The organism is Leptospiraceae bacterium, from assembly GCA_025059995.1.
GTDB lineage: Bacteria > Spirochaetota > Leptospiria > Leptospirales > Leptonemataceae > SKYB61.
On record JANXCF010000003.1, the window covers coordinates 109,956 to 134,059 of the forward strand.

At 32.2% G+C, this 24,104-nt stretch carries 20 protein-coding genes and 1 pseudogene; 16 read left to right on the forward strand and 5 right to left on the reverse strand.

Annotated features, from left to right (window positions below; all coding sequences use genetic code 11):
- The first annotated feature begins 232 nt into the window (after positions 1-232).
- From NZ853_05120 to NZ853_05130, 3 genes are read left to right on the forward strand one after another with little or no spacing between them, the layout of a single operon-like run.
- On the forward strand, positions 233-1,222 hold the full coding sequence (locus NZ853_05120) for an MBL fold metallo-hydrolase (protein MCS7205057.1): 990 nt from the start codon (positions 233-235) through the stop codon (positions 1,220-1,222).
- A gap of 38 nt (positions 1,223-1,260) precedes the next feature.
- Positions 1,261-1,701, forward strand: a complete 441-nt coding sequence (locus NZ853_05125) for a hypothetical protein (GenBank protein MCS7205058.1) — start codon at positions 1,261-1,263, stop codon at positions 1,699-1,701.
- A gap of 2 nt (positions 1,702-1,703) precedes the next feature.
- Entirely contained in the window at positions 1,704-2,510 is an 807-nt protein-coding gene (locus NZ853_05130) for a hypothetical protein (protein ID MCS7205059.1), read from the forward strand.
- Between the two features lies 1 nt (position 2,511).
- Here the strand turns inward: NZ853_05130 and NZ853_05135 are convergent.
- Positions 2,512-3,786 (reverse strand): annotated as a pseudogene (locus tag NZ853_05135) (sodium:proton antiporter).
- A 116-nt stretch (positions 3,787-3,902) separates the two neighbouring features.
- Positions 3,903-4,883 carry a calcium/sodium antiporter gene (locus NZ853_05140; protein ID MCS7205060.1) on the reverse strand — a complete coding sequence of 327 codons (981 nt, stop codon included), beginning with the start codon at positions 4,881-4,883 and terminating at the stop codon, positions 3,903-3,905.
- A gap of 136 nt (positions 4,884-5,019) precedes the next feature.
- Between NZ853_05140 and NZ853_05145 the strand changes: the two genes are divergently transcribed.
- The 7 genes from NZ853_05145 to NZ853_05175 are packed head-to-tail and all read left to right on the forward strand — an operon-like array spanning position 5,020 to position 11,146.
- Entirely contained in the window at positions 5,020-5,517 is a 498-nt protein-coding gene (locus NZ853_05145) for a chemotaxis protein CheD (GenBank protein MCS7205061.1), read from the forward strand.
- A gap of 8 nt (positions 5,518-5,525) precedes the next feature.
- Complete coding sequence (locus tag NZ853_05150) at positions 5,526-6,395, forward strand: HDOD domain-containing protein (protein MCS7205062.1); 870 nt, start codon at positions 5,526-5,528, stop codon at positions 6,393-6,395.
- Positions 6,392-6,952: a shikimate kinase gene (locus tag NZ853_05155; protein ID MCS7205063.1), complete on the forward strand. Its 561-nt coding sequence runs from the start codon at positions 6,392-6,394 to the stop codon at positions 6,950-6,952. The genes NZ853_05150 and NZ853_05155 overlap by 4 nt, the downstream gene beginning before the upstream one ends.
- A 40-nt stretch (positions 6,953-6,992) precedes the next feature.
- The gene (locus tag NZ853_05160; protein ID MCS7205064.1) at positions 6,993-8,429 is read left to right on the forward strand and encodes a hypothetical protein; all 1,437 of its coding nucleotides are present in this window, start codon (positions 6,993-6,995) and stop codon (positions 8,427-8,429) included.
- On the forward strand, positions 8,429-9,352 hold the full coding sequence (locus tag NZ853_05165) for an ArsA family ATPase (GenBank protein ID MCS7205065.1): 924 nt from the start codon (positions 8,429-8,431) through the stop codon (positions 9,350-9,352). The genes NZ853_05160 and NZ853_05165 overlap by 1 nt, the downstream gene beginning before the upstream one ends.
- Entirely contained in the window at positions 9,345-10,490 is a 1,146-nt protein-coding gene (locus NZ853_05170; GenBank protein ID MCS7205066.1) for a hypothetical protein, read from the forward strand. Before NZ853_05165 ends, NZ853_05170 begins: the two co-directional genes overlap by 8 nt.
- Before the next feature lie 50 nt (positions 10,491-10,540).
- Positions 10,541-11,146 (forward strand): YqgE/AlgH family protein, encoded by a 606-nt coding sequence (locus tag NZ853_05175; protein MCS7205067.1) that lies wholly within the window; start codon positions 10,541-10,543, stop codon positions 11,144-11,146.
- On the opposite strand, the gene NZ853_05180 is transcribed toward NZ853_05175, so the two are convergent.
- Positions 11,143-12,918, reverse strand: a complete 1,776-nt coding sequence (locus NZ853_05180) for a SpoIIE family protein phosphatase (GenBank protein MCS7205068.1) — start codon at positions 12,916-12,918, stop codon at positions 11,143-11,145. The two genes, NZ853_05175 and NZ853_05180, sit on opposite strands and share 4 nt — an antisense overlap.
- On the reverse strand, positions 12,911-13,807 hold the full coding sequence (gene metF, locus NZ853_05185; protein ID MCS7205069.1) for a methylenetetrahydrofolate reductase [NAD(P)H]: 897 nt from the start codon (positions 13,805-13,807) through the stop codon (positions 12,911-12,913). Before metF ends, NZ853_05180 begins: the two co-directional genes overlap by 8 nt.
- Before the next feature lie 121 nt (positions 13,808-13,928).
- Between metF and NZ853_05190 the strand changes: the two genes are divergently transcribed.
- Positions 13,929-14,963: a hypothetical protein gene (locus NZ853_05190; protein ID MCS7205070.1), complete on the forward strand. Its 1,035-nt coding sequence runs from the start codon at positions 13,929-13,931 to the stop codon at positions 14,961-14,963.
- A gap of 4 nt (positions 14,964-14,967) precedes the next feature.
- Here NZ853_05190 and NZ853_05195 read toward each other — a convergent pair whose 3' ends face one another.
- On the reverse strand, positions 14,968-17,214 hold the full coding sequence (locus NZ853_05195) for a discoidin domain-containing protein (GenBank protein ID MCS7205071.1): 2,247 nt from the start codon (positions 17,212-17,214) through the stop codon (positions 14,968-14,970).
- Between the two features lie 1,258 nt (positions 17,215-18,472).
- On the opposite strand from NZ853_05195, the gene NZ853_05200 reads away from it, so the two are divergent.
- From NZ853_05200 to thrS, 5 genes are all read left to right on the forward strand, one after another.
- A complete protein-coding gene (locus NZ853_05200) occupies positions 18,473-19,687 on the forward strand; it encodes a hypothetical protein (GenBank protein MCS7205072.1) in 1,215 nt (404 codons plus the stop codon).
- Between the two features lie 25 nt (positions 19,688-19,712).
- The gene (locus NZ853_05205; GenBank protein MCS7205073.1) at positions 19,713-20,693 is read left to right on the forward strand and encodes a hypothetical protein; all 981 of its coding nucleotides are present in this window, start codon (positions 19,713-19,715) and stop codon (positions 20,691-20,693) included.
- A gap of 119 nt (positions 20,694-20,812) precedes the next feature.
- Positions 20,813-21,154 (forward strand): hypothetical protein, encoded by a 342-nt coding sequence (locus tag NZ853_05210; GenBank protein ID MCS7205074.1) that lies wholly within the window; start codon positions 20,813-20,815, stop codon positions 21,152-21,154.
- A 78-nt stretch (positions 21,155-21,232) separates the two neighbouring features.
- The gene (locus NZ853_05215; GenBank protein MCS7205075.1) at positions 21,233-21,448 is read left to right on the forward strand and encodes a hypothetical protein; all 216 of its coding nucleotides are present in this window, start codon (positions 21,233-21,235) and stop codon (positions 21,446-21,448) included.
- Positions 21,449-22,171: 723 nt separating this feature from the next.
- Positions 22,172-24,094, forward strand: a complete 1,923-nt coding sequence (gene thrS, locus NZ853_05220) for a threonine--tRNA ligase (GenBank protein ID MCS7205076.1) — start codon at positions 22,172-22,174, stop codon at positions 24,092-24,094.
- Positions 24,095-24,104 lie beyond the last annotated feature (10 nt).

A 24,104-nucleotide genomic window follows, 5' to 3' on the forward strand; every position in this document is an offset into this window, starting at 1 on the left:
TTGATGAAGTGAGTTTCTTGTTTTCGACGTTTCAAAGATTTTTCAAAATTTGGGTTTTCGATATAAAAATAGAATCATTTTAAAAAAAGCCTAATAATTATAAAGATGCACAAGAAAATCACTTTCGATCATAAAATACAAAAACTTATTCATTACTTCACATCAAACTCAATTTCATAATTTTCGGAAAAAACATTGACATAAAAAAGATAGAAAAAAATACAAAGAATGAATGAAAGTGAAGCTGTATGGTGTTCGAGGTTCGATCCCCACCCCTCTCTCTACGAAAGAATACCGAATGAAAATAAAAGAAATCCTAAAACGAGCCATCCGACAATCCATAAAAGAAGATCAAATCGATGCGTTCATAAAAGGACTCCCACTCAATCTTTCTTATGTAATTGGAGGAAATACTACGTGTGTGCGTGTTCAAACAAAAGAAAAGTTTTATATCATCGATGCAGGCACTGGTCTTCGAGTATTAGGGGAAGAAATCATAACCATGCAAAAAGAGACGTCTCGATCTCATGATTCAAACCGGCTATCACAAACTATACCCAAAGAACTCCACATTTTTTTGACTCATACACATTGGGATCACATACAAGGTCTGCCATTTTTCAAGCCATTGTATTTACCAGATTATACTTTACACTTTTACTCACCTTTTCCGGATATCCAAGAACGATTGGAATACCAGACAGAACAAAGATTTTTTCCAGCTCCAATTACAAAAACAGCTAGTAAAAAATTTTATCATTACATACCACCCAAAAGCATTTTTACATTAGAAAAAGAAATAGAAATCACCACATTCCCTTTAAAACATCCTGGGGGTTGCTTTTCCTATAAGTTTATAAATAAAGTCACCGGAAAAACTTTTATCTTTGCAACAGATGTGGAATTTACAGGAGAGGACTTTATCGAAAGATCAGAATTTTTGGAATATTTTGGAGGTGCAGATGTTTTGGTATTAGACGCCCAATATACTCTGGATGAATCTTTCATGAAAATTGATTGGGGACACACAAGCAATACTATGGCAGTGAACTGTGCTACCCAATGGAAAGTGAAAAATCTGTTTTTAACCCACCACGAACCTACGTATAAAGATAGTATGATCTACGAAAACTACAAGCACGCGATTGAACATCGAGAGAAATTGAATGCCTCAAAGCCGAATATTTACCTTGCCATTGAAGGGTTAGAAATCGTTCTGTGAACTTTCTACACAAAAAATATTTTCTTTTGAATGGTCTCATGCTGGTTTTTGTTTTCGGAACTTTTTTGACGTTATTGGAGTTTGAACTTTTTTTACACAAAAAAAACTACGAATTCTTGATTCATCGATCTATGAATACTTCAAATCGTGTTTTTGCAAAAATTGAAACCATACAAAACAAATCTTTCTTTGGATACGAACATTATTATTTTACTTTAAGTTTTTGGTTTCAAGGGAAAAAGCAATTTCAAAACAAAAAAGTATCTTCGTCTTTGTATTACCGCTACAAAGAAGGAGATCAAATAGAAGCCATCGTAATTAAAGATCTTTTTGAGAATCCAAAGATATTTTTGATTCCTCAAATTTTTAGCGAGATTGAGCTGGATAGAGCAAAATACAAAAATCTTAGTGAAATTAGTTGGATTTTGATAGCCATTGGGATTTTGTTTTTGTTGATTTCTTTTGTTGTGAAATCCTAACTATGTTAGAAAAAAAACTTTCTTTTGGTTTGACACCTTGTCCGAATGATACGTTCATTTTTTATCAGTTCTTGAAAAATCCCTTCATCGAGGGGCAATTTCATGACATTGAGGTTCTGAATGAATTAGCTTTCCAAAAAGCTCTGCCCTTGATTAAAGTTTCTTGTGCCACTGCCGTAAAACTCCAGGATTACATAATTCTTTCAGCTGGTGGAGCTATGGGGTATGATTGTGGTCCTATTCTGATTTCGAATTTTCTCAATCATGCCGAAACATGGGAAGATCTTTACACATCCAAAATTTATATCCCCGGAAGACACACAACAGCAAACTTTTTATTTCACCAATTCTCTAAGGAAAACAAAATCCCTTTTGAAAAACTAAGCATTCACTACGTTCGCTATGATCAAATCCTTCCTTTGCTCGTGAACAATCAAGAAAGGGCTTATGGAATCCTTATCCACGAGGAACGCTTCACGTATAAGAAGCATTCACTAAATCTTGTTTTGGATTTAGGCGAGTGGTGGTACAAGGAAAAAAATCTTCCCATCCCTTTGGGTTGTATTGTATTACATCAAGAATATCATGCTTATAAAGAATTTATTGAAGATAAGATTCGCGAAAGTTTACTTTACTCACAAAACCATTATTTTGAGGTTTTAGATTTCATGAAAAAGCATGCCCAAACTATGGATGAGGATGCCATCAAAAATCATGTTAATCTTTATGTGACAAAATTCAGTTATGATGTTGGAGTGGATGGCTGGAATGCCATCCAGATGTTGAAAACTTTCATTAACCAGAGTTAAACTACAAAAGAAAAATCAATGCCATAAGTAAAAATACCGGTTGTAAAATCAAGATTGAATAGATCATATATCCACCAAAGCTAGGCATTTTTATTCCTGCTTGTTCGGCAATTGAACGAACCATAAAGTTCGGTGCATTTCCGATGTAGGTATTCGCACCCATAAATACAGCTCCTAAAGACACTCCCACTAAAAGCATAGGATGATTTTGTATGAACTCTTGCACAGTTAGAGCTCCTTGTGCCGTAGTGAAAAACACCAAATACGTTGGAGCATTATCCAAAAAGCTTGAAAAAAGTCCTGTTGCATAGAAATACTCAATTGGGGTATCAAGTCCTAATTCTCCTCCATGAATTCGAAGGAGTATCAAAGCCGGAACCATCGTAATGAAGATACCAATAAATAATGCTGCAACCTCGATAATAGGATAAAAGTTGAAGTCATTTTCTTTTCGATATTCTACGGGTGTTGTGAGTTTTGAAAGTAAAATTAAGATCAAAAACAAAGGAACTTGGATGAGTTTATAGTATTCGTTTTCATGAATGAGGGATTTGAAGGGTTCATAGTTTTCATTGACGAATGCAACAACAAGAATCACACCGAGCAACCAAAGAAAGTTAATATATCCTTTAATCGTGATGGGCTCAACTTGTGTATCATCAGCTCTGAGATCTTCTTTGGTTTCTTTTTTATACATGATGCTATCCCAGATATAGTAAATGACTAATAAAGTACCTACAGTAAACAACCATTCAGGGAAAAGTCGAAACGTCCAAGTAAACGGAACTCCTCGTAAATATCCCAAAAACAAAGGGGGATCACCCAAAGGCGTCAAAAGTCCACCAATATTTGAAACAAGAAAGATGAAGAAAATCACAGTATGCACAACGTGTTTTCTTTCAGAGTTGGATTTCAACAAAGGACGTATCAAAACCATAGAAGCTCCAGTTGTTCCAATGAAAGAAGCAACTACGGAACCAACGAATAAAATTATGGTATTGTTCATTGGAGTGGCTTTAATGTCCCCACGAACTAAAATCCCACCACTTATGTAAAACAACGCCCCCAATAACGAAACAAAAGGAATGTAATCAAGAATGATTTGGTGTTTTAAATCCCCTAACCTTCCAATCGAAATCAGATATATAGCCACAGGTATCCCCAAAACCATTGAAACAATCAGTTTATTCAAGTTGCTATGCCACCAGTGTTCTGCAACTAAAGGTAATATCGCAATCGCAAGCAATATCAACACAAAGGGTATGACTGACCAAAATGCGGGTTCTATACCGTTATGCATATCAGCTCCTTGTTGAATTAAATTTTATTTAATTTGTTTCTTTTTTTTTAAAAAAAAACCAATAATGAAAAATCTATTCAAGAGTCAATTCTTTATCGAATACCAATATATGCACGAAATCCAATATACGCTATATAAAACGACAAAAGCACAATGCCTTGTATCCTTTGGATTGTGTGTCGCTTACCTAAAAACAACAGAAAAAACAAAATCAAACTTGATAATACAGAAACCAAAACATCAATATTGTTTTCTTCAGTAAACCTTAAGGGGGACAATGTGGCACTAACGCCTAAAATAAAAAACACATTAAAAATATTCGATCCTACTACATTTCCAACGGCTATGTCGGAATTTCCTTTGTAAGCAGCAACTCCTGTTGCAGCCAACTCAGGAAGCGAGGTTCCAACAGCCACAATGGTCAAACCGATGAATGCCTCACTTAAACCGACGAACTTCGCAATCTCTACAGCTCCATTGACCACCCAATCACCACCTAAAACTAACATCACTAATCCAACCACAACATATATAATTGACATCCATAAACTGAGTTCTTTTTTGGGGACCTCTTCTTCGAAGATTTCTCCTTTCTTGGCGATAGAAAAAATATAGTAAAGAAAAATCGTAAAGAAGAATAAGATAATGATACCGTCGTTATGAGAAAGTTGGTTTCTTTGAGTGGAGTCAAAAAAAACATCATTTGCCATTACCATTACAACTAACGATCCAAGTAAACTAAAGGGGATTTCTTTCCATACGGTGCTTTCACGAACGGTGAGTTCTTTGATGATGGCACTGATTCCTAAAATTAACAAAATGTTAGCAATATTGCTACCTAACACGTTGGAAATGGCAATATCGTCTTGACCGCGTATCGAAGAAAGTATGTTAACGGCTAATTCTGGTGAGGAAGTTCCCATTGATACGATGGTTAACCCTATGACCAAATCTGAAATACGAAATTTTCTTGCTAATGAGGAAGCTCCATCTACTAATAAACTCGCACCTTTAATCAATACAAAAAAGCCTGGGATAAACAAAATATACGTTATCAGCTTAGAGGTTTCCATGAACAACCAAAAAATGTTTGAACAAAAATCTGAAAAGTTGATTTGTGATTTTTAAGTATAACTCCAATAATATAAAAAAAATACTTGTTTACTTACAAAACGCATGATTTCTTACTTTAAAAAAACAGGTCTATTTATGAATGTCTTAGAAGAAACAACGATTCATGTTGGAGTATCTGAATGGAAGGTAGCGAAAAGTCCAGCAAAACTAAGAACTACTTTAGGTTCTTGCGTCGGGATCGTTCTTTATGATAAGACAAAAAAAATTGGAGGGATTAGCCATGCCTTATTAGATGAACCTCCAACTGGGAAGATCATCAATCGAGGAAAATATGCAAGAACTGCCATCGAAGAACTGATAAAAGATTTAGAAAAATTAGGAACTTCGAAAAAAAACCTCACAGCAAGGATATTTGGTGGGGCAAGTATGTTTCAAAACAGTGTTTCTAATATTTTCCAAAACATAGGTGAGAAGAACGTAAAAGTTTCTCGTGAGGTTTTAGAAAGCCACCAAATTCCAATTGTTTTTGAAGATGTTGGTGGACATAATGGGAGAACCATTACTCTGTTTTTAGATGATGGAAGGATACTTTTACGTAGTGGAACGATTGAAAAATATATATACAAAGTATAGGAGAATTTATGACGATTTCCTTCAAACAAGAGGTCCAACAAACACTAAATAACATAGAGAGATTACCTTCCTTTCCCGAAGTCGTTCATAAAGTTCTTAAATTACTACGTGATCCCGATGTTGAGTTTAAAGCTATATCAAAAGAACTTGTCAAAGATCCAGGACTTACCGCAGATGTAATTCGCTTATCAAACTCGGCTTATTACCATCCAACAAAAGAAATCCGTTCCATTGAAGAAGCCATTAAAGTTTTGGGATTAAAAGTATTGAAAGAAATCGTAATGGTAGCTGCAGCACGTGGAATTCTGAAACAACCCATAGAAGGTTATAAATTAGAAAGTCGTGATATGTGGGAACATTCACTTATGGTGGGGTATCTATCCATGAACATAGTAGAAAAACAAAAAATTCCCAATGTACCTAAAGATGTTGCTTTTACGGCTGGACTTATGCATGATTGTGGTAAGATTGTTCTTGCAAGCACATTCAAAAAAGCCATTTTATTAATACAGCAGGAATATCAAAAACATCCAAATGTTAGTTTCTTAGAATTAGAAAAAAAGTATATCGGTTTTACACACCCCGAAATTGGAGCTTTTCTTTTAAAAAACTGGAACTTTCCTGAAGAATTGGTTGATTCTGTTTTACATCTTTATGAGCCAGAAAAATCCACGAAAAATCCAACATTAACCTCTCTGATACATGTTTCGAATTGGTTGGTAATCTCTGCGGGAATAGGGGTTGATGTCATGGGAATGAATGAAACCCTAAGTCCTTTTGCTTTAAAACAAATCCATTTCAACAACTCATTGATACAAGAATATTATGAATCCATACCCGAGCTTATGGGAAACATAAAGGATTTAATAGAACTATGAAAATAGCCCTGATTGGTCCAAGAGGTGCGGGAAAATCAAAACTATCACGAAAACTTTCAAAAAAAATTGAATGGGTGGCATTTAGTACTGATATTTTGATTTCGTATGAAGCAGGTGGAAAAACCATCAAAGAAATTGTAGAACAAGAAGGCTGGTTTTCCTTTCGTAATCGAGAATATGAAATCTTAAAGAAACTTTATACTATGGATCGGATCATTATTGATTGCGGCGGTGGAATCTTATTTGATGTCGATCCATACACTCAAAAAGAGATAGAAAGCCAAAGAAAAATTGAACTTTTAAAACAAAATTCTTTTGTCATCTATATTCAGCGAGATCTCGATTGGTTATTGCAAAAAAATATTAATAATGCTCAACGCCCTAGTTTAAGCCAAGACGAAGATTACGAGACCCTTCTTCTTAGACGTCTTCCTGTGTATAAAAAATATGCTAATTTTGTTCTGGACATGAAAGATAGAGAAATCGAAGAAGGTGTAGAAGAAATCTTGTTCTTCTTAAGAAAGAAATCTCTATATTCAGAAATTTTTAATAAATGAGTTGTATCTTTTTTATATATAGCTTTTTTATGAACATAAGATGAATTTCCCCAACGACATTCCTAATATAAAAACTTTTGGTGAGTTAAAAGAAAGTGGATATCGCTATCGAAGTATTAAAGAAGAAATGGCTCAGAATTTAGCAGAAAAATTAGCTAAAAAACAGCCCATCTTTCCACAAATTCACGGATATGATGATACTGTGCTTCCACAACTATATCACGCAATCTTAGCAGGACATAACATTGTTCTTTTAGGTGAGAAAGGACAAGCAAAAACAAAAATCATGCGCTCTTTGGTGGAACTATTAGACCCTTATTTTCCCATCATAGAGGGAACTCCTATTCCCGAAAGTCCCTATCGTCCCATCACAAAAATGGCAAAAAAGTTGATAGAAGAAAAAAAAGAAAACACTCCCATTCGATGGCTTCATAGAAGTGAAAGATACGGAGAAAAAATAGCTCCAGGAAGCAGAATCTCCGATATCATCGGAGATATTGATCCTGCCAAGATTATTCATGGAACATCCATGGGAACAGAAGAAGCTCTGCATTATGGACTCCTTCCGAGAATGAATCATGGGATTTTTGCCATCAATGAATTACCTGATTTAGACTACTTAGTACAAGTTGCTATGTTTAATATCTTGGAAGAAGAAGACATACAAATTCGAGGGCTTCCTATCCGACTTCCGCTGGATGTTTGTATTTGTTTTACTGCTAACCCTTCGGAATACACAAGATCAGGGAAAATCATCACCCAATTGAAGGATCGTATTGGTGCAGAAATTCGAACCCATTATCCCAAATCAAGAGAAATCGGACTGCAAATCACTAAACAAGAAATCCAAATCCCAAACATAAAACCTGATGTGATTGTTCCAAAGTTTATAGAAGAAATCATAGAAGAAATTACAATCCAAGCAAGAAGGCATCCACTAATCAATCAAAAATCAGGAGTCTCAGCGAGATTATCCATTGCCAATTATGAAACCATTGTTGCATCAGCAAGGAGACGAGCTCTACTTTTAAATCAATCGATTGGATATGCAAGAATGACGGATTTTGGAAACATCTTTAGTTCAAGTTTAGGAAAGATTGAGTTAGACCCTTATCGAGATGAAGCTGTAACGGAATTTCAAGTGATAATGAAACTCATTGATCTTGCTATTAAAGAAGTTTTTGAAGAGTACTTTCCAGAAAAAAAATACCATACGGAGCTTGAAAACATTGTAAAACAAATCTACGAGGCAGAAGTTGTTGAAATCTCTGATTCTATGCCATCAAGTGAATATAAAAAATTTTTAAAAATAATACCTAGTCTTTTTGACTTACTGCGTGATCAAAATTGGAATCAAAACGATGAACTCATGGCTTCGGGAATTGAGTTTATCTTTGAAGGTTTGACAACGAAAGAAAAAATTAGCCGCAGAAGATTAGGTGAAGTAGTAAGCTTCAAATCCGTGGATTTATACTGATGCTTCCTTTTACCCACAAAGTCCTTTTTGTATTAGGAAAAGGGGGTGTAGGAAGAACTACGATTTCTACGGCTCTGGGATTGTATTTCGCTGAATTAGGGAAGAAAACTCTTATCATCCAATGGAGTTTAAAGGATCTCATATCACCAATCTTTCAAAAAGAACCCGTTGGTCATAAACATAAAGAAATCTATCCCAATTTATACATAATGAACTATGATCCTGAAATCACACTCAAAGAATACTTTGTAGATCATTTAAATATGACGTTATTTTACAAATTCATCATCGAAAATCCGCAAGTGAAGAAGCTACTTCAAGCAACTCCTGGTTTAGAAGAGGTGTTCTTTTTAGGAAGGATCTTTTGGTTAGTGGAACTAGCCAAAGAAGAACGTGGTTATGAGTTTGATAAGATCATAGTGGATACTCCTGCTACAGGGCATGGTGGTGCTCTTTTCGGAGTAATCTCAACGATTTCTAACTTTCAGTTTCAAGGTCCTCTCATTTATGAAACAACACGAGTAGCTAAAATGCTTCAAGATCAGGAAAAAGTAGGAACAATTCTAGTGACCCTTCCCGAAGAATTGCCTTTCGAAGAAACAAAAGAACTTTATTCATTGATTAAAAAAGAAATGAAACGAAATCCTATAGCTCTTTTTGTAAATAAAAGCATTCAATGGTATTTGAATGGAACCTATAATTTCAATACAAACTTATTTGAAAAGTTTGATGTTTATAAGGATACAATCAAAAGTGTTTACTTGTATTTGAAAAACAAGTTTGATTATGAAGTCATGATAAAAAATGAGTTTAAAGAGAAAACTAACGTTTACTCCATTCCTGATTTGATTTTCATGAAACAAAATTTTGATCAGTTTACGAGAATTCAAAAAATCAAAGAATTTTTCACGGACTATGGATAAAAAACCAAAACTTCATATTTTTTTGGGTGCTGGTGGCGTAGGTAAAACCACTCTTTCTGCCAGTTTTTCTCTTTATTTAGCATCCATTGGAAGAAAGGTTGGTCTATTAAGTATTGATCCAGCGAAAAGACTTAGGACAGCTTTAAATTTTGATAATATCAGTGAAAAAGGTAGCCTTTTTTGGAAGAATGATGAAAATGGTGGAGAAATTCGCGTTGCCATATTGAATTTACCTGACAGCCTTAAGCGTTGGATTCAAGATGAAGGTTTAACTATTGAGCACCAAAAACAATTATTCGAACATCCATTATATCAGACATTAGCAGAGAAAATTGCTTCAGCAGTCGAAACCTTAGCTCCTATAAGAATGGCTGAATGGATAGAACAATATCCAGAAACAGAAGATTTAGTCATTGATACAGCTCCAGGTATTCATGCAATAGATTTTATTTTACGTCCCGAAAGGCTACTTGCTTTTTTTGACAGTAAAATTTTGCAATGGATAAAATGGTTTGGTGGTGAAGAAAAATATATTTGGGTGAATGGTAAAAAGCAGGTTATTTCAGAAAAGAATTTCTTTCAGAAACTACTTCGAATGAGCGCTAAGTCAATCTTATCTGCCTTAGGAAAAGCGGGTGGTGAAAATATTTTACTGAGTCTTGCTGAGTTAATACTTTTAATGGATCAAATTTTTTATAAAATGGTAAATCGCCTACAGGAGGCAAGAGATTGGATAAAAAACGAAAACACCTCAGTGTATTTTGTTTTTTCATCAAGAGAAGATTCTGTTGCAATAGTATTAGAAATTTATCAAATCTTACAAACTCTTTTTAAACATAAGTCTTTTTTTATATTTAATCAGACTATTCCAGAATTACTTTATCAATCTCAGGAATGGAAAGACTTTATATCCCAAAATGAAGTACAAAACAAAATTGATATTCTTTTAAGAACATATTTAGAGAATTATCCCAAAATCAAACAAAGTATATATGAAAAACTTCATGAAAATTCGATAGAAAAACAAACCATCATCGAAGTCCCTTTGTGGTCCTCCATTGAAACTCAAGACAACCTAAAAATCAAAGATTTAATCCAATTAGGTTCTTTAATGAAGCCATCTATATTTTTATACTGAGAAGTTTTTTTGATTTACAATCCAAAAGAAAAATCCTAATATATAATATTATGAAACAATTTGGTGATTTTCATTCACTAAAGGGTAATTTTCTGATTTCTGAAACTACCATGTTAGATCCAAATTTCAAAAATACAGTTGTATTAATGATTGAACATAATGAGGATGGAGCTTTTGGACTCATTGTCAATCGTAAATCCAATCTAACTTTAGCAGACATTTTACCAGAATTTCAATCCCAACGCAGAGGTAGTGAAACTCCTATCTACATTGGAGGTCCGGTTCAACAAGAGTTTTTATTTGCTATTCATTCTCCCCTCTATGATCGATCTATTTCCACTACAGCGATAGAAGTCATCAAGGGTGTCTACTTTGAGCCTGGATTTCGAAATTTAGAGCAATATTTTAAAGACGATTATTGGAAAGATCTTCCATTAGATGATAAACCTAAAATCCGACTTTACATTGGGTATTCAGGCTGGAGCCCAGGGCAATTAGAAAGAGAAATTCAGGAAGGTAGTTGGATTTTGCATCCAGCCTCTACAAAAATTATTTTTCACCCAAATCCTGAAGAAGGATGGAAGGATGCTCTACGTCAAAAAGGAGGTATTTACAAAATCTTTGCCGATACAAATCAAGATCCTTTCATGAATTAAGACAATCGCACTACCATTAAAGTAGCATCATCCATCATCTCAAAATTCCCAATATAGTTCTGTACATCTTCGAAAATTTTATGAACCAATTCTTTTGGATGTAAAAAATGATATTTTTTTATTACCTCAACTAATCTCTCTATCCCATATTGCTCATAATTCTCTTTACATGCTTCTGTTATTCCATCTGTATATAAGACTAAAAGATCACCTGGATCATAATGATATAAGTTTTCTTTGTATTCTACTTTTGGTATAGCTCCTAAAGGTGGACCTTTAGCTGATATAAATTCTACTTTTTGACTTTCTGTTCGGTATAAAATTTGGTAGTTATGTCCAGCTGAGGCTATTCGTAGTCTCTTTAATTCCTTTTCGATTTGAACTAACATTACTGTAACAAACAAACCTATACGGGAATTTTTTATTAACTCTTCATTTACTTCTTGTAAAGTTTTCATTGGTTGTAAATACCTTGGTATATAGCTACCAAGAAGAGTTTTTGAATACTCCATAAATAAAGCAGCGGGAACACCTTTCCCTGATACATCAGCAATAACTAACGATAACATATTATCATTATGATAATAAAAATCATAAAAATCACCCCCCACATCTCGACACATTTGATATCCTGCTCCCAATTGGAATCCTGCAATTTCCGATGGTATATCTGGAAGGGAGTTTTTTTGGATTTCTGCTGCGGTTTCTAAATCTTTTTTATAGATTTTGATTTCGAATTCTCTTTTTCTTGCTTCAATGCGCTGATAGGCTGAAGCCAATTGATTTGCAACAGTTTGTAAAACTTTTAGCTCAAATTGATCAAAAGGCATTCCATTGATTTTATCTGCCACATTCAAAATGCCAATCACTTCACGCTCTCTTTTTATAGGAACTGATATAAATGATTTAGTCTTATATTTACTTGCATTTTCAGTAGAAATTCCCAATTCTTTGACTACATCTTTTATGAGTAATGGTTCACCTGATTTCAATACAATAGAACTAATACCTCTAGTAGGATCGATTCGTATATCATTTTCCTCTAACTGAAAACCTAAAGTTCGTTTCACATAGAATTCACGATTTTCATCTTTTAATATAATAGATAATCGTTCTACTTCCAATACTTTTGAAATTGCCTTCAAGATACCATCGAGCAGTGGTTCAATGTGATCATATTGATAAATAGCTTGAGAAATTTCAAAGATACAATTCAATTCATCCATACGAGTTTTTAACTCATTATATAACCTACGATTATGAATAGCTATGCCTGCCATCCCTGATAAAAACATTAGAAGTCTTACATCTTTTTCTTTAAAATCCCTACCATCTAAGGTGTTAACTGCCTCTAATACACCTATTATTTGATTCCTTGCCAACATGGGAACGGCTATTAACTTTTTTGTTTTAAAACCACTGGATTCATCAATTTCACGATGAAGTCGTGGATCATTTTGAGCATCATTAACTATGATAGGCTTGAGGGTTTTTACACATTCCCCTGCAATACCCTTTCCTGCTGGAACTCTTTGTCTTGCTAATAGATTACTTCTATCACCTCTTGCAATATCAAAGACTAAATCGCCTGTAATTTCATCATATAGAAGCAAGGAGGCTCCTTCTGTGTTTAGAAGTTCCCGTGCCGTATCCATGATTATAATCAAAAGACTATGCAAATCTTGCTCCGAATTGATTCGATATACAATATCACTGATTTGAGATAAAGTCAAATAATTACTTTTTTTAAAAAATGAAGTACTATTACTCATATAAGTTCAGATTTTTTTGATATATTTTTTTTAGTTCACTTAATATTAAGTAAGTTGCATTACTCTGATTTAATGTATAAAAATGTATTCCATCAATATCATTATTTATCAAATCTTCACATTGTTGGATAGAATATTCAATACTTACTTTGAGTAAATCCTCTTGAGAGTCTTTGTATTTTTCAATTAATTTTTCTAAGTTTTTTGGTATATGACATTGAACCATTTGAGTAAATTTTTGGATTTGTTGGTAATTCGTGATTGGCATTATACCCGCGATGATGGGAACATGAATTCCCATCTTTCTTGCCATGTCCCTGAAAAGATAAAATTTATCATTATCATAGAACAATTGCGTTATTAAAAAATCAGCTCCTGAATCAACTTTAAGCTTTAAATACTCAATATCTTCTTTTAAAGTTTTTGCTTCTGGATGTTTTTCTGGATAGCAAGCAGCACCAATAGAAAAAAAATCATTATATTGAAGTTTTATCCATTGTATTAATTCATACGCATAACGAAAATCATTAACTAAATGAATATCCTTGTTTTTTGGTAAATCTCCCCTTAACGCCATAATATTTTGGATATTTGCTTTTTTATATTGATTTAATAAAAAACCAATTTCTTCTTTACTTGAGCCTATACATGTAAGATGTGCCATGGAAACTAATAAGTCTTGATTTTGAATTTCTATGACCAATGCCTCTGTTTTTTCTTTTGTTGAACCTCCAGCTCCATATGTTATGGATACAAAATCAGGTTTTAATCGTTTCAAATCTAAAAGTGATAATTTAAATTTCCTTTCAGCTTCCTCCGTTTTAGGTGGAAAAAATTCGAATGAAAATGTTGGCTTAGTGTTCAAAAGAATGTCTTTGATTTTATGCATAAAAAATTTGTCGTTGTATATTTTTAAATACAATTTTTGTATTTTTCAAAATAAGTAAATCGATTTTTAATGTAATTCATGTTATCATGGTAAAACAAAAACCGATATTATAGAATAAAAAATGTCATCTAAGATTCTTTTATTATTAAAGAAATTTCGTGAATTACCTGAAAATAATTTGTCTTTAATCTTATCCCTTATTTTAAATATAATTCAACTTACAATTGTAATATACACAAGTGTCTTCATTCTACCGATTTCATACTTAGAGGCATTGAAATGGTTTTTTTTATTCAATTTAATTTTATTAACTCTTGAGAGTTTAGTAAAACTACTCTCTCAAAATAAACTCTTTCGTTCCTATTCAAAACTTGAACTTCTGTCATCATTACCCTCGTGGATTTTAATCATTTTCTTTCCTGAGAACTTTTATGATGCTCCGGGGGTTCTACTCATAAAAGGAATGTTATTCTTGCGATTATTTCCATTGTTACAAATCCTTTTAGAAGAAAAAACCTTTCACTTAAAAGAACACTTACCCATATTTTTCAATAAGATGGTTAGTGTAGTCAGCATAAGTAGTTTCATTTTTATCTATTCTGGTGGACTTTTTACGATAATGCTATATGATAAATACATTCAAAAAGAGAAAGAATATCGAATATCCCAAATTACTCATCTATTAAAAATTTATTCCATTGAGGAACTACCAAATCATTATCCTCAAAAATGGATATTAAAGATTGAGCGAAGAAAACAAGATAAACATTATGAGATTTTTTTCATTGATAGGGAAATGTTAAAATCATCATTAATCCCTAATATTCATTTCTCTTATGTGGTTGGAAAATTTCCTGATGAAAGCATTATAGTGAGTTTTTTAGATTTGTATCAGAATAAGAATTATCTTGAGTTGATTTACATGATCACATCTTTACTAATGATTGGAGGAATTTATTTTTTGTTATATTTTTATTATAAAAAGTTTGTATTTTTACCCTTGGAAAAAGGAACTATTGTATTGGAACTACGACTTATGGGAGAAGACATAAAAACAACTGACCTACCAGATTTGAAAAATCAACACAACGAAATCATAGAATTCATTAAAAAAAGTGATTTGTTATATAAAAAACTAACTGAACTAGAACGCTAAAATCTTAAAAGGTTAATAGAACTGGTATTTTTTTTACTCCTTGTTTTACAGTACCGAGAGCTTTACCGATGACAGTGCCTGGTTCAAAGCTTCCATCGTATTTCTCTGCACAACCTGATTGAAATGAAGACATTAGTAGATCTCCTGGTTCTACAGGTTTATATTCAGCAACCACTCTAACCAATGCTAAACCAAAAAATGCAACTAAAACATAATTATGATCTTTTTTATGTTCAAATTCATTCTTTATGTTTCCGTTTAAAATGATGGAAGCTGATTCAACAACAACACCAATTACCTTATTGCTTTTTTTATGATGACATTTTTGAACATATCCATCCTTTTGGGAAGACACAACCACATCTCCAGGAAGAAAATGTTCTTTTTCTTTGACTGGTAGATAAATTCCAATACTAGCTTCATAAGGATTATTTGTATTTAGCAAAAAAATATTATTCATAAATACACTTTTACCTTGCACCCACAAAGAAAATTTGTCTAGGGGTTTCATCTGTAAAAGATCTTCAACATATCTTCCTTCTTTGATTCCCACTAATAAATCAATAAACCTTTCAGAATAAAAGCGTCCTGCTATTCCATTCAAGGAATTTCCATAAATTGATGTTCCAGTTTCTGAGAGTCCTACTACACCTTGATAATCTCCATAGCCTACAATTCCTCGAAATCTACCTTTACCAACAACTCCACTTCCTTGACCTACGTTTATCCCATAAATAGGGCTATAATCAAACGGTGGAGGTAAACATTCTTCATAATGTTTCCCCATTTCTTCTTGCAATTTGATTGTTCCAGTATGGGTACTAAAATCATGATGTAGCGGTGCATATTCATGTTCATGAGGTAATGGAATTCGAGCATCATAAAGTCGAGGATCATCCCCTTGAACAACGGTATTTGGGGTGGATCTTCCTTTAGGACATAACTGCACGATTCCGTAGGAGTATTCAGTTGCTTTTTTGAGTCGTCGGTCATTCCCTTGAACCACTACCCCCTCTCGATCCTCACCATCCTCTGCTAACTCCACTATCCCCTTACTCGTCGTCGTCGCTGGCTTCAAACGATCATCATTACTTTGTACTGCATGAAGGGGTTTTTCCTCCCGATTTCTAGCAAAACGAACTATCCCAGGCATATCTTCAGAAGCGTATTTTAAACGCCGGTCATTCCCTTGAACCACTACCCCCTCTCGATCCTCCCCATCGGATGCTAATTCCACTATCCCTTTTGAATCTACTGTTGCATCTCTAAGCCTACGATCGCTAGCTTGCACCACAACCCCTTCTTTTACTTCGCCATCTAAGGCTAAGCGAACAATTCCAGAACGTAATACCGAAGCATAGGGTATGTTAGATAAACTAAAATTATAACTTTTCTTCTCTAATGGATCAGGTTCAGCATAAAGTTCAACCTCAATAATTTGAGATATGTACTTACCATCCCTCGTTATGTTATTTTCTTTTATGAGAATTTTTATATACCTCATATTAATGGGATAAAATTTCCATTTATACCACGTACCTGGTTCAGCAAAAAAGCCATTTTCTTCTATGAGTTGATACCAAACAATATTATCATCACTATAAGATATCTGAAAAGAAACAGGAAATAGTGTTTCTTTATGATCTTTTGATAGTAAACGGATCTCCGTTACTCGATTAACAGATCCTAAGTCTAATTCGATGAATTCTTCTTTGTCTTCTTTCTTGAGGGAACTTGACCAACCATAATCTTTTCGCTCATCGATCAAATTTTCTTTTACCCATAATCGATCTAATTGACTTGATGCTTTGATACTCACAACTCCAGAAATACATACTTTTATCGTCCCTATGGCTACTTGATGAATACTTCTTGTTTGACTTTTTTGATGATAAACGAATTTGATGTATTTTGCTTGTATTAAAGAAAAATTCCAAACATATTCTTGATCCTTAGGAAATCTAAAACCTGCTTCTTTAATGATTGGTTCCCAAACTTTCCCATCCATCGATATTTCAAAACGAAATGTCTCTGGCGCCAAATCATAAAGTTCTGGATGTGCACTTATGCGAATTTGGTTAAAACTAATTATCTCCGAGCTTTTAAATAGTATGGATTCAATTTCTTGGATTTCTTTTCTCTCAGAAAGGAAATATTCTAAATAACCTTCTTCTGATATTCGATATATACCACGAGCATAAACTTCTTGGAAAGAATAAACCTTTGGATGTGAAATCCTTACACTACTCATAAGCTTATCAACCTCCAGAATTTTTTAGCTAAATTTGCTGATTAAATTATTAACTCAAACAAAATCTAAATGTCCTAAAATGTTTTCTGCTATTTCAGGACTTTTACTACGAAAAATCCATTAATTAGTCTTTCAATCTACGCACAATTATGTTTAAAATTTCTTGTTCTCACTTAAGGAAAATAGTTTTTTTGTTCTTTTCTTGATTTTGATTTTCTTTTGTTTTTACTCCATCATTATAGTTAAATCGATTGAACTTTTTGAATTTACTGTTTTTATATTCCTTTTTCGTTTTTTATCTATAAGTTTGTCTATTTTTTCCTTCTTTAACGACCTTAAACGACTGAGCTACACATATCAAAAAATTCTTGTGATGTAAACCATATTCTTTACAATGATCTAATATTGTTTTTGAATTTGTATATACTCAGTAAATTTCCAATACTCATTAGCTTATAAAACTATTTGAAGCATACTTTAAAACACTCTTCTTTAAAAATGATTTTCTTCAACTACTACCCATGATATGTGTCTTAAAAGCTATATAGAAATGAGAAATAACTGGTTATTTTATTATTTTTGATAAACCTGTGCTTAGAGTAGTTGGGTAATGAATGTCCATAAGGTTTTTATATCTGGAATTATTCATCTTTTTATTTAAATTCGCCATACCATTGATAGAGAATTTCGCTGCTTGGGCAAGTATTAAAACATGCGATAAGGCTACCATGCATTGAATAATGATGGTGAACAATTAAATTAATAATAAAATAACCATAAACTACCCTTAGTGATCAAAGTGAGTCCTTTAAAATAAAAAAACATCAAAAATGTCAGTGTTGACTTCACAGCTAACCCTAATGTTGATGGTATAATATAGAAATTTTTTATCTTCGTTTCAAAAAATAATTTATTAATGATTTATAACAATATCTGCTAAAGTCTTCACAAGATCCCAAGAATCCAAAGAAAAGAAAGGAAGATTAGGTCAATAAATTTGCTTGTGCTATTAGCTTGTCGATCAACATCAATTAGTTATGTTCGGTATCCCTTTTTTGCTAATGAAACTACCAAATTTGTCGTAGTGGTTGTTTTTTCTTCTTTTTGATTTGCAATGGCAATAGTAATGTTTTTCTTAGTCTCATTTTTGTTCGGAAATACACGAAATAAAATTTAAATGTCGAAGAATATTATAACGTCGACTATCTTATACGATGCAAAGCTTATGAGATTTGATTCTAAAATATTGCATATTATAATGACAAAACAACGATGGTTAGATAAATTACTTAGTGATTATGCACTTTTTAAAATTCAAGCTCAAATAGAATTCATCTTGATTCAATGTAAAGGAAAATTTAAAGATAAATATTTATTGTTAGAAACCGTAGATAAGAACATTCAAAATTTAAAAAATTTTGATTCCTTAATTCAAGAAGTCCAAAGTGGATTTGATGAAAAGCTTTACTTTTTCTATGACCGCGAAAAGAATCCCCAATTTTGGCTAATGTTCAAAATAAACCCAAATTTACATCAAGAAGGTTTTATTGATCTTGCTTTTATTGCTTTTTTAAAAGAAATTGCTTATATAAATAACAAACTAAGAAAACTTCCTATATGGTATCAAGATATACTATGGAATAATATTCCAAAAAACAAATTTTTATTTATACAATCAGAAATCGGATCAAGAGAAATCTTATTTACAAAAACCCTACTAAGAATTAAATTTCCTGATAGAAAAATTTTACTATTTGAACCAAGTAGATTATCTCATAAAATACAATCTTATGAATTGTTTGGTATTCCACCTGGTGAGCGATATAATCTAAAAACTTCAATTCCCATCATAAATTCAAAAAAAGAATGCATAGTTATAAAAGAAATTTCATATCTAACTGAGGAAAATCAGAGAAGGCTTTTTCACAAATTAAGTAATGATAACTGGAATGATACCTTTTGGATTTTCACTAGTCATTATGATTTAAAAAAGCTAGTAGAAAATGGAATGTTTTTATTTGAATTATATGAAATCATAAAAAACCAAATGGTAATTATCCCCCCATTGAGAAAAGTTCGCCCTAATGAACTTGAGATGGAAGTAAGAAAATATTTAAATTATTTAAAAAAAAAATATCGAAAAAAGGTTGATATTAGCGAGGAGGTTCTTGATATATTAAAAAAACACAATTGGCCAGGGAACTTAACTGAATTTTACAAAACAATTGAAACAGCTTTTTTTCTAACTATGGATGAAGTTATAACAAAGAACCATGTAAAATTACAACTATGGGAACTTTATGAAAAAACAGACTTGGAATTAAGGAAACATATAGAAGAACTTGAAAAAAAGTTGATATTGATTGCTTATAGAATGACTGGAGGTAATTACTTGCAAATGGCAAGAGCATTAGGTATATCCAGAGGTTCACTCCAGTATAAACTACATAAATATAACTTTTATAAAAAATAGAATTAGAATAAAGCATTATAACACTATGAGTGAAATTGAAAAAAAAGAAATCAATGATTTTATTTATATATACAATTTAAACTTAAAAAAGTTTTTAGTCATTCGCAAAGAAGAATTAATTACAAGTAATGATTGGGAAGAATTCCTTGTGAAAAAAGGGAGGAAAATACCTTTTATATTATTTGTTGGCTCTGATATTGAACCCCTTGTTGAAAAAATAGGAGATGTCAACTTTTATAATGTGAGAAAAAACAAAATTGAGTTATTTTATAAATATACTGAAAACCAAAAAAACTATCGAACAATTATTAACGTTAATATACCCTATGAATATTATCCAGTTTTTGTTAATCAAATAGACAATATCAAAAAAGTAATAAACTTAGAACATAAAAAAAATTATGATACCATTATTTTTTCACCCAAAATAGACAGGATGGGGCTATTACAACTAAGGGTTCATTTTCCCTTAACTACTCTTGTTCAAGTAGATGAAAATACTTCAAGAAATCAAATTAACAAAAACAACTTATCAAAACAAAGAATGACCGATATTGTTGAAATCAAAGGGATTGATTTTGCTTTAAAGAATCCAGTATATTCAGCTAGGTATTTTTTACGAAGATTGGAGTGGGACAGAATGTATGAAATACCGATTAAAGTTTCATGCAAGAATGATGAAGTAGAAATGATATTAGCTTTTATTCAGCTAATGATTGAAAACAAAAGTAAAAATTTAGAATTAGAGATACATAAAAATGAAATACTAAAACTAAAAAAGTATTACGAATTTGTATTATTGATCTTAAAAAATGATTATAAAAATCTTGAACAATTTTTCTATGAAAACGAAGATTTTCTTAATAACGAGGTCTCAGTTAGAGATAAACTCTTACAATTTCTACAGTCCTACAAATATTTCAGAACCCAATCACAAAAAAAACTAACACGTGAGGAAGAAATTCAACTTTGGGAAATTGAAACTTTATTAAAATTTAAAGGTTAAAAATATAAGAACTAAATAATTATGAAGGTAAATGAGTATATTACATTACAATTTTTTTAATAAAATATAGTAGAATAGATCTTATTTTACAGAAAAATGGCAATTACAAGGAAATAAATATGGCAACAGCTAAGGGAAATCAAGGGATTCAAAAACTTTTAGCAGCTATGCGGAAGTTAATTCGTGAGGTGAATGACAGAGAAATTTGCAATCGTTTAGAAATCTTAGCAACATCTGAAAAAGAAGACATTCCTTCGGATTTATTAAAAGATTTATTAGACAACCCATTAAATTTCGATGCAAATAAAATCCCTGAACCTTATACACAGTATGTTAAACATTACATCTATATGGTAAAAAGAGAAAACCGAATTCAACAAAGAAAGGAACAAGAAAAAGGTAGAAGAAAAAAAAGAAACAAAGAAGATGACGAAGCGGAAGAAAACAATAAAGATGATTAAAAATCCATGTTAAAAAAATAACAATATTGATATAAAATTATCGTCATTTAATGGCAATTTTTTAACAGATATAATAAAATGGCAGAAGTCATAAGAATAAAGGTTAAATGTCATGCTTGTGGTTATGAAATGAAGGGAACGGCTAAATACGGTCCTGGGCATTATGTTCCAGATGGACTCGATTTTGAATTTATTGCTACGGGGAAAATTAAAACACAAAAAGGGGTTCGCGTAAAAGGTGAAGTATATATTGTCTGCCCAAAATGTTCTGTCAAAAATAAGTATGAAATATAGACCCAAAAAATGACCAAAATTAAAAACTTTTTAACTCATTGTTTAAAAATAACCAAAAACAAAAAAGAGACTAAAATTAATTATTAGATTGTATTTATAATGTAGTTAATTTTTAATTAAATTTAATCAAAAAAATATGATTATATTTAATCACTTTAAGCGAGGAATAGCTATTCAATAGACTTTGTTCGTTTCTTGTAAAAATACAAATAAATACTCGGTATATAGCTTTTTCTTTTAAATTGATTAAAATTAATCAAATAATCGTCTTGGATAAATTATTATTAAATTTAATCATAAAATTTATCTATTTTAAAATTAATCAAAATTAAACATTTTAAAAAGTTTTCAAACATTCGCATTTAATTAATACTAAAAAAAGAATCTACACTCCTCTATTTTGATTAAAAATCATCATAAAAATAAAAATATTCCTTTTATTAATTTGTACCTTTCCAACAATGAATAATGACTTCAGATTTTTTCAATCCTTGCTTAAATCAAACCATAAAGTTGCTAAAAATAAAGTATTTAATCTTCTAATTTATCAAATTATCAAAAGCTATAACAAACTACAAGATTGAGTTTCTTCAAAGTCTTTTATCTACTTACTCTATTCAACTAATTATACAGATATCGAAAGTTTATTGCATGCATACGTTTGTTTTTAAAAGACATTTATATTTAACTTTACGATAAATCTAAACTAAATTATTTAGATTTATGGAAAATGAAGGACAAAACATTGGTTTACCAAATCAAAAGATTTCATCCAATTTAGAACTTTACTCTCATACTGTTGAATCTTCCATAAAAATTACTGAATCAATTGAATCAAATGAAATTAAAAAATCAAAAGAAAAAATCCCCCTATCAACCCAAAGGCATAGTGCTGCTCACATCTTGGCTCAAGCAGTTAAAAGACTTCGCAATAATGTTAAGTTAGCCATCGGTCCAGATACAGAGAATGGGTTCTTCTATGACGTTCTCGTTGATCCCCCCATCAAAGAAGAAGAACTCAAAGAAATCGAAAAAATCATGAAGCAAATCGTAAAGCAAAAACAAGAGTTTCATCGATTTTATCTTCCAATCGATGAGGCTATCGAATATTTGAAGTCACAAAAAGAAGACTTCAAAGTAGAAATGGCATTAGAACTGAAAGAAAAAGGAGAAAAAGAACTCTCATTTTACAAAAATGTTTCCCCTGATGGTAAAACCATATACTTCATAGACATGTGTAATGGTCCTCACGTTCGTCATACTGGTGAGATTGGAGCTTTTCGGTTAGTATCCGTTTCTGGTGCTTACTGGAAGGGAAACAAAAACGAAACACAACTTCAGAGAATCTATGGTCTTCTTTTCAATACCCAAGAAGAATTAAACAACTACGAAAAGATGTTAGAGGAAGCCAAAAAGAGAGATCATCGAAAGCTGGGAGCTGAATTAGAAATCTATACTACTTCGGAAATCGTAGGTCCTGGTCTAATCATTTGGCTTCCTCGTGGATATATCATCAAAGATGAACTAGAAAAGTGGGCAAAAGAAACAGAAGAAGAATGGGGTTATCAAAGAGTCACAACTCCACTCATAACAAAAGAAGAACTATTTTACACAAGTGAACACCTACCCCACTATAAAGAACACATGTTTCCACCTATGGAATTGGATGATGGCGAGAAATACTACATCAAGCCCATGAACTGTCCTTTTCATCACTTGATATTTGCTATGAGACCAAGGAGCTATAGAGAACTACCCCTAAGAATAGCTGAATATGGTATTTGTCATCGTTATGAAGACTCAGGAGCTCTTTTTGGACTCATGAGAGTTCGTTCCATGACCATGAATGATGCTCATATTTACTGCACAGAAGAACAAGCTGTGGAAGAATTCGTAAGAGTGATTGAATTACACAAATACTACTATCAAGTTCTTGGGATCAAAGATTTCTGGATGGTTTTAGCACTGAGGAATCCAAAGAATAACAAGTATCATGGCAATGACGAGATGTGGAAAAAAGCAGAAGAACTCACTCGAAAAGCCATGGAAATCTCAGGCGTTGATTATGAAGTTGAACATGATGGAGCAGCCTTTTATGGTCCTAAGGTAGATTTTCAAATCAAAAGTTCAATCGGGAAAGTCTTTACTGCTAGCACTTGCCAATTGGACCTTTTTATGCCAGAAAAATTTGATCTGAAGTATGTAGACAAGGACGGAACTTTCAAACGACCTGTTGTCATCCATCGAAGCCCCCTTGGAACCCACGAAAGATTTGTTGGGTTCTTGATTGAGCATTTTGCCGGTGCCTTCCCCACATGGTTAGCTCCAGAGCAAGTACGCATATTGCCAGTGAGTGAAAGTTATTGGGATTATGCTAAACATGTTTACGATATACTGAAAAAAGAAAAAATCCGCACTCACATAGAAGTAGACGAAACCTTAGCAAAAAGAATACGAAATGCTGAGAAGATGAAAATTCCTTATATGGTTGTTGTCGGTGAGAAAGAAAAACAAAATCAAACCATCAATGTAAGAAATTACTTTACGGGGGAACAAAAAGAATGGGAAATTTCTGAATTTATAAAAGAAATAAAAGAAGAAATCAAAACAAAAAGAATACAAGAAAAAACTAAACCAAAAAAATAATTTAATACTT

Excerpts from the sequence above, each read along its gene's own strand:
- NZ853_05120 (MCS7205057.1), top strand. The coding sequence starts at position 233 with ATGAAAGTGAAGCTGTATGGTGTTCGAGGTTCGATCCCCACCCCTCTC.
- NZ853_05125 (MCS7205058.1), top strand. The coding sequence starts at position 1,261 with ATGCTGGTTTTTGTTTTCGGAACTTTTTTGACGTTATTGGAGTTTGAA.
- NZ853_05130 (MCS7205059.1), top strand. The coding sequence starts at position 1,704 with ATGTTAGAAAAAAAACTTTCTTTTGGTTTGACACCTTGTCCGAATGAT.
- NZ853_05140 (MCS7205060.1), bottom strand. The coding sequence starts at position 4,883 with ATGGAAACCTCTAAGCTGATAACGTATATTTTGTTTATCCCAGGCTTT.
- NZ853_05145 (MCS7205061.1), top strand. The coding sequence starts at position 5,020 with ATGAATGTCTTAGAAGAAACAACGATTCATGTTGGAGTATCTGAATGG.
- NZ853_05150 (MCS7205062.1), top strand. The coding sequence starts at position 5,526 with ATGACGATTTCCTTCAAACAAGAGGTCCAACAAACACTAAATAACATA.
- NZ853_05155 (MCS7205063.1), top strand. The coding sequence starts at position 6,392 with ATGAAAATAGCCCTGATTGGTCCAAGAGGTGCGGGAAAATCAAAACTA.
- NZ853_05160 (MCS7205064.1), top strand. The coding sequence starts at position 6,993 with ATGAATTTCCCCAACGACATTCCTAATATAAAAACTTTTGGTGAGTTA.
- NZ853_05165 (MCS7205065.1), top strand. The coding sequence starts at position 8,429 with ATGCTTCCTTTTACCCACAAAGTCCTTTTTGTATTAGGAAAAGGGGGT.
- NZ853_05170 (MCS7205066.1), top strand. The coding sequence starts at position 9,345 with ATGGATAAAAAACCAAAACTTCATATTTTTTTGGGTGCTGGTGGCGTA.
- NZ853_05175 (MCS7205067.1), top strand. The coding sequence starts at position 10,541 with ATGAAACAATTTGGTGATTTTCATTCACTAAAGGGTAATTTTCTGATT.
- NZ853_05180 (MCS7205068.1), bottom strand. The coding sequence starts at position 12,918 with ATGAGTAATAGTACTTCATTTTTTAAAAAAAGTAATTATTTGACTTTA.
- metF (MCS7205069.1), bottom strand. The coding sequence starts at position 13,807 with ATGCATAAAATCAAAGACATTCTTTTGAACACTAAGCCAACATTTTCA.
- NZ853_05190 (MCS7205070.1), top strand. The coding sequence starts at position 13,929 with ATGTCATCTAAGATTCTTTTATTATTAAAGAAATTTCGTGAATTACCT.
- NZ853_05195 (MCS7205071.1), bottom strand. The coding sequence starts at position 17,214 with ATGAGTAGTGTAAGGATTTCACATCCAAAGGTTTATTCTTTCCAAGAA.
- NZ853_05200 (MCS7205072.1), top strand. The coding sequence starts at position 18,473 with ATGACAAAACAACGATGGTTAGATAAATTACTTAGTGATTATGCACTT.
- NZ853_05205 (MCS7205073.1), top strand. The coding sequence starts at position 19,713 with ATGAGTGAAATTGAAAAAAAAGAAATCAATGATTTTATTTATATATAC.
- NZ853_05210 (MCS7205074.1), top strand. The coding sequence starts at position 20,813 with ATGGCAACAGCTAAGGGAAATCAAGGGATTCAAAAACTTTTAGCAGCT.
- NZ853_05215 (MCS7205075.1), top strand. The coding sequence starts at position 21,233 with ATGGCAGAAGTCATAAGAATAAAGGTTAAATGTCATGCTTGTGGTTAT.
- thrS (MCS7205076.1), top strand. The coding sequence starts at position 22,172 with ATGGAAAATGAAGGACAAAACATTGGTTTACCAAATCAAAAGATTTCA.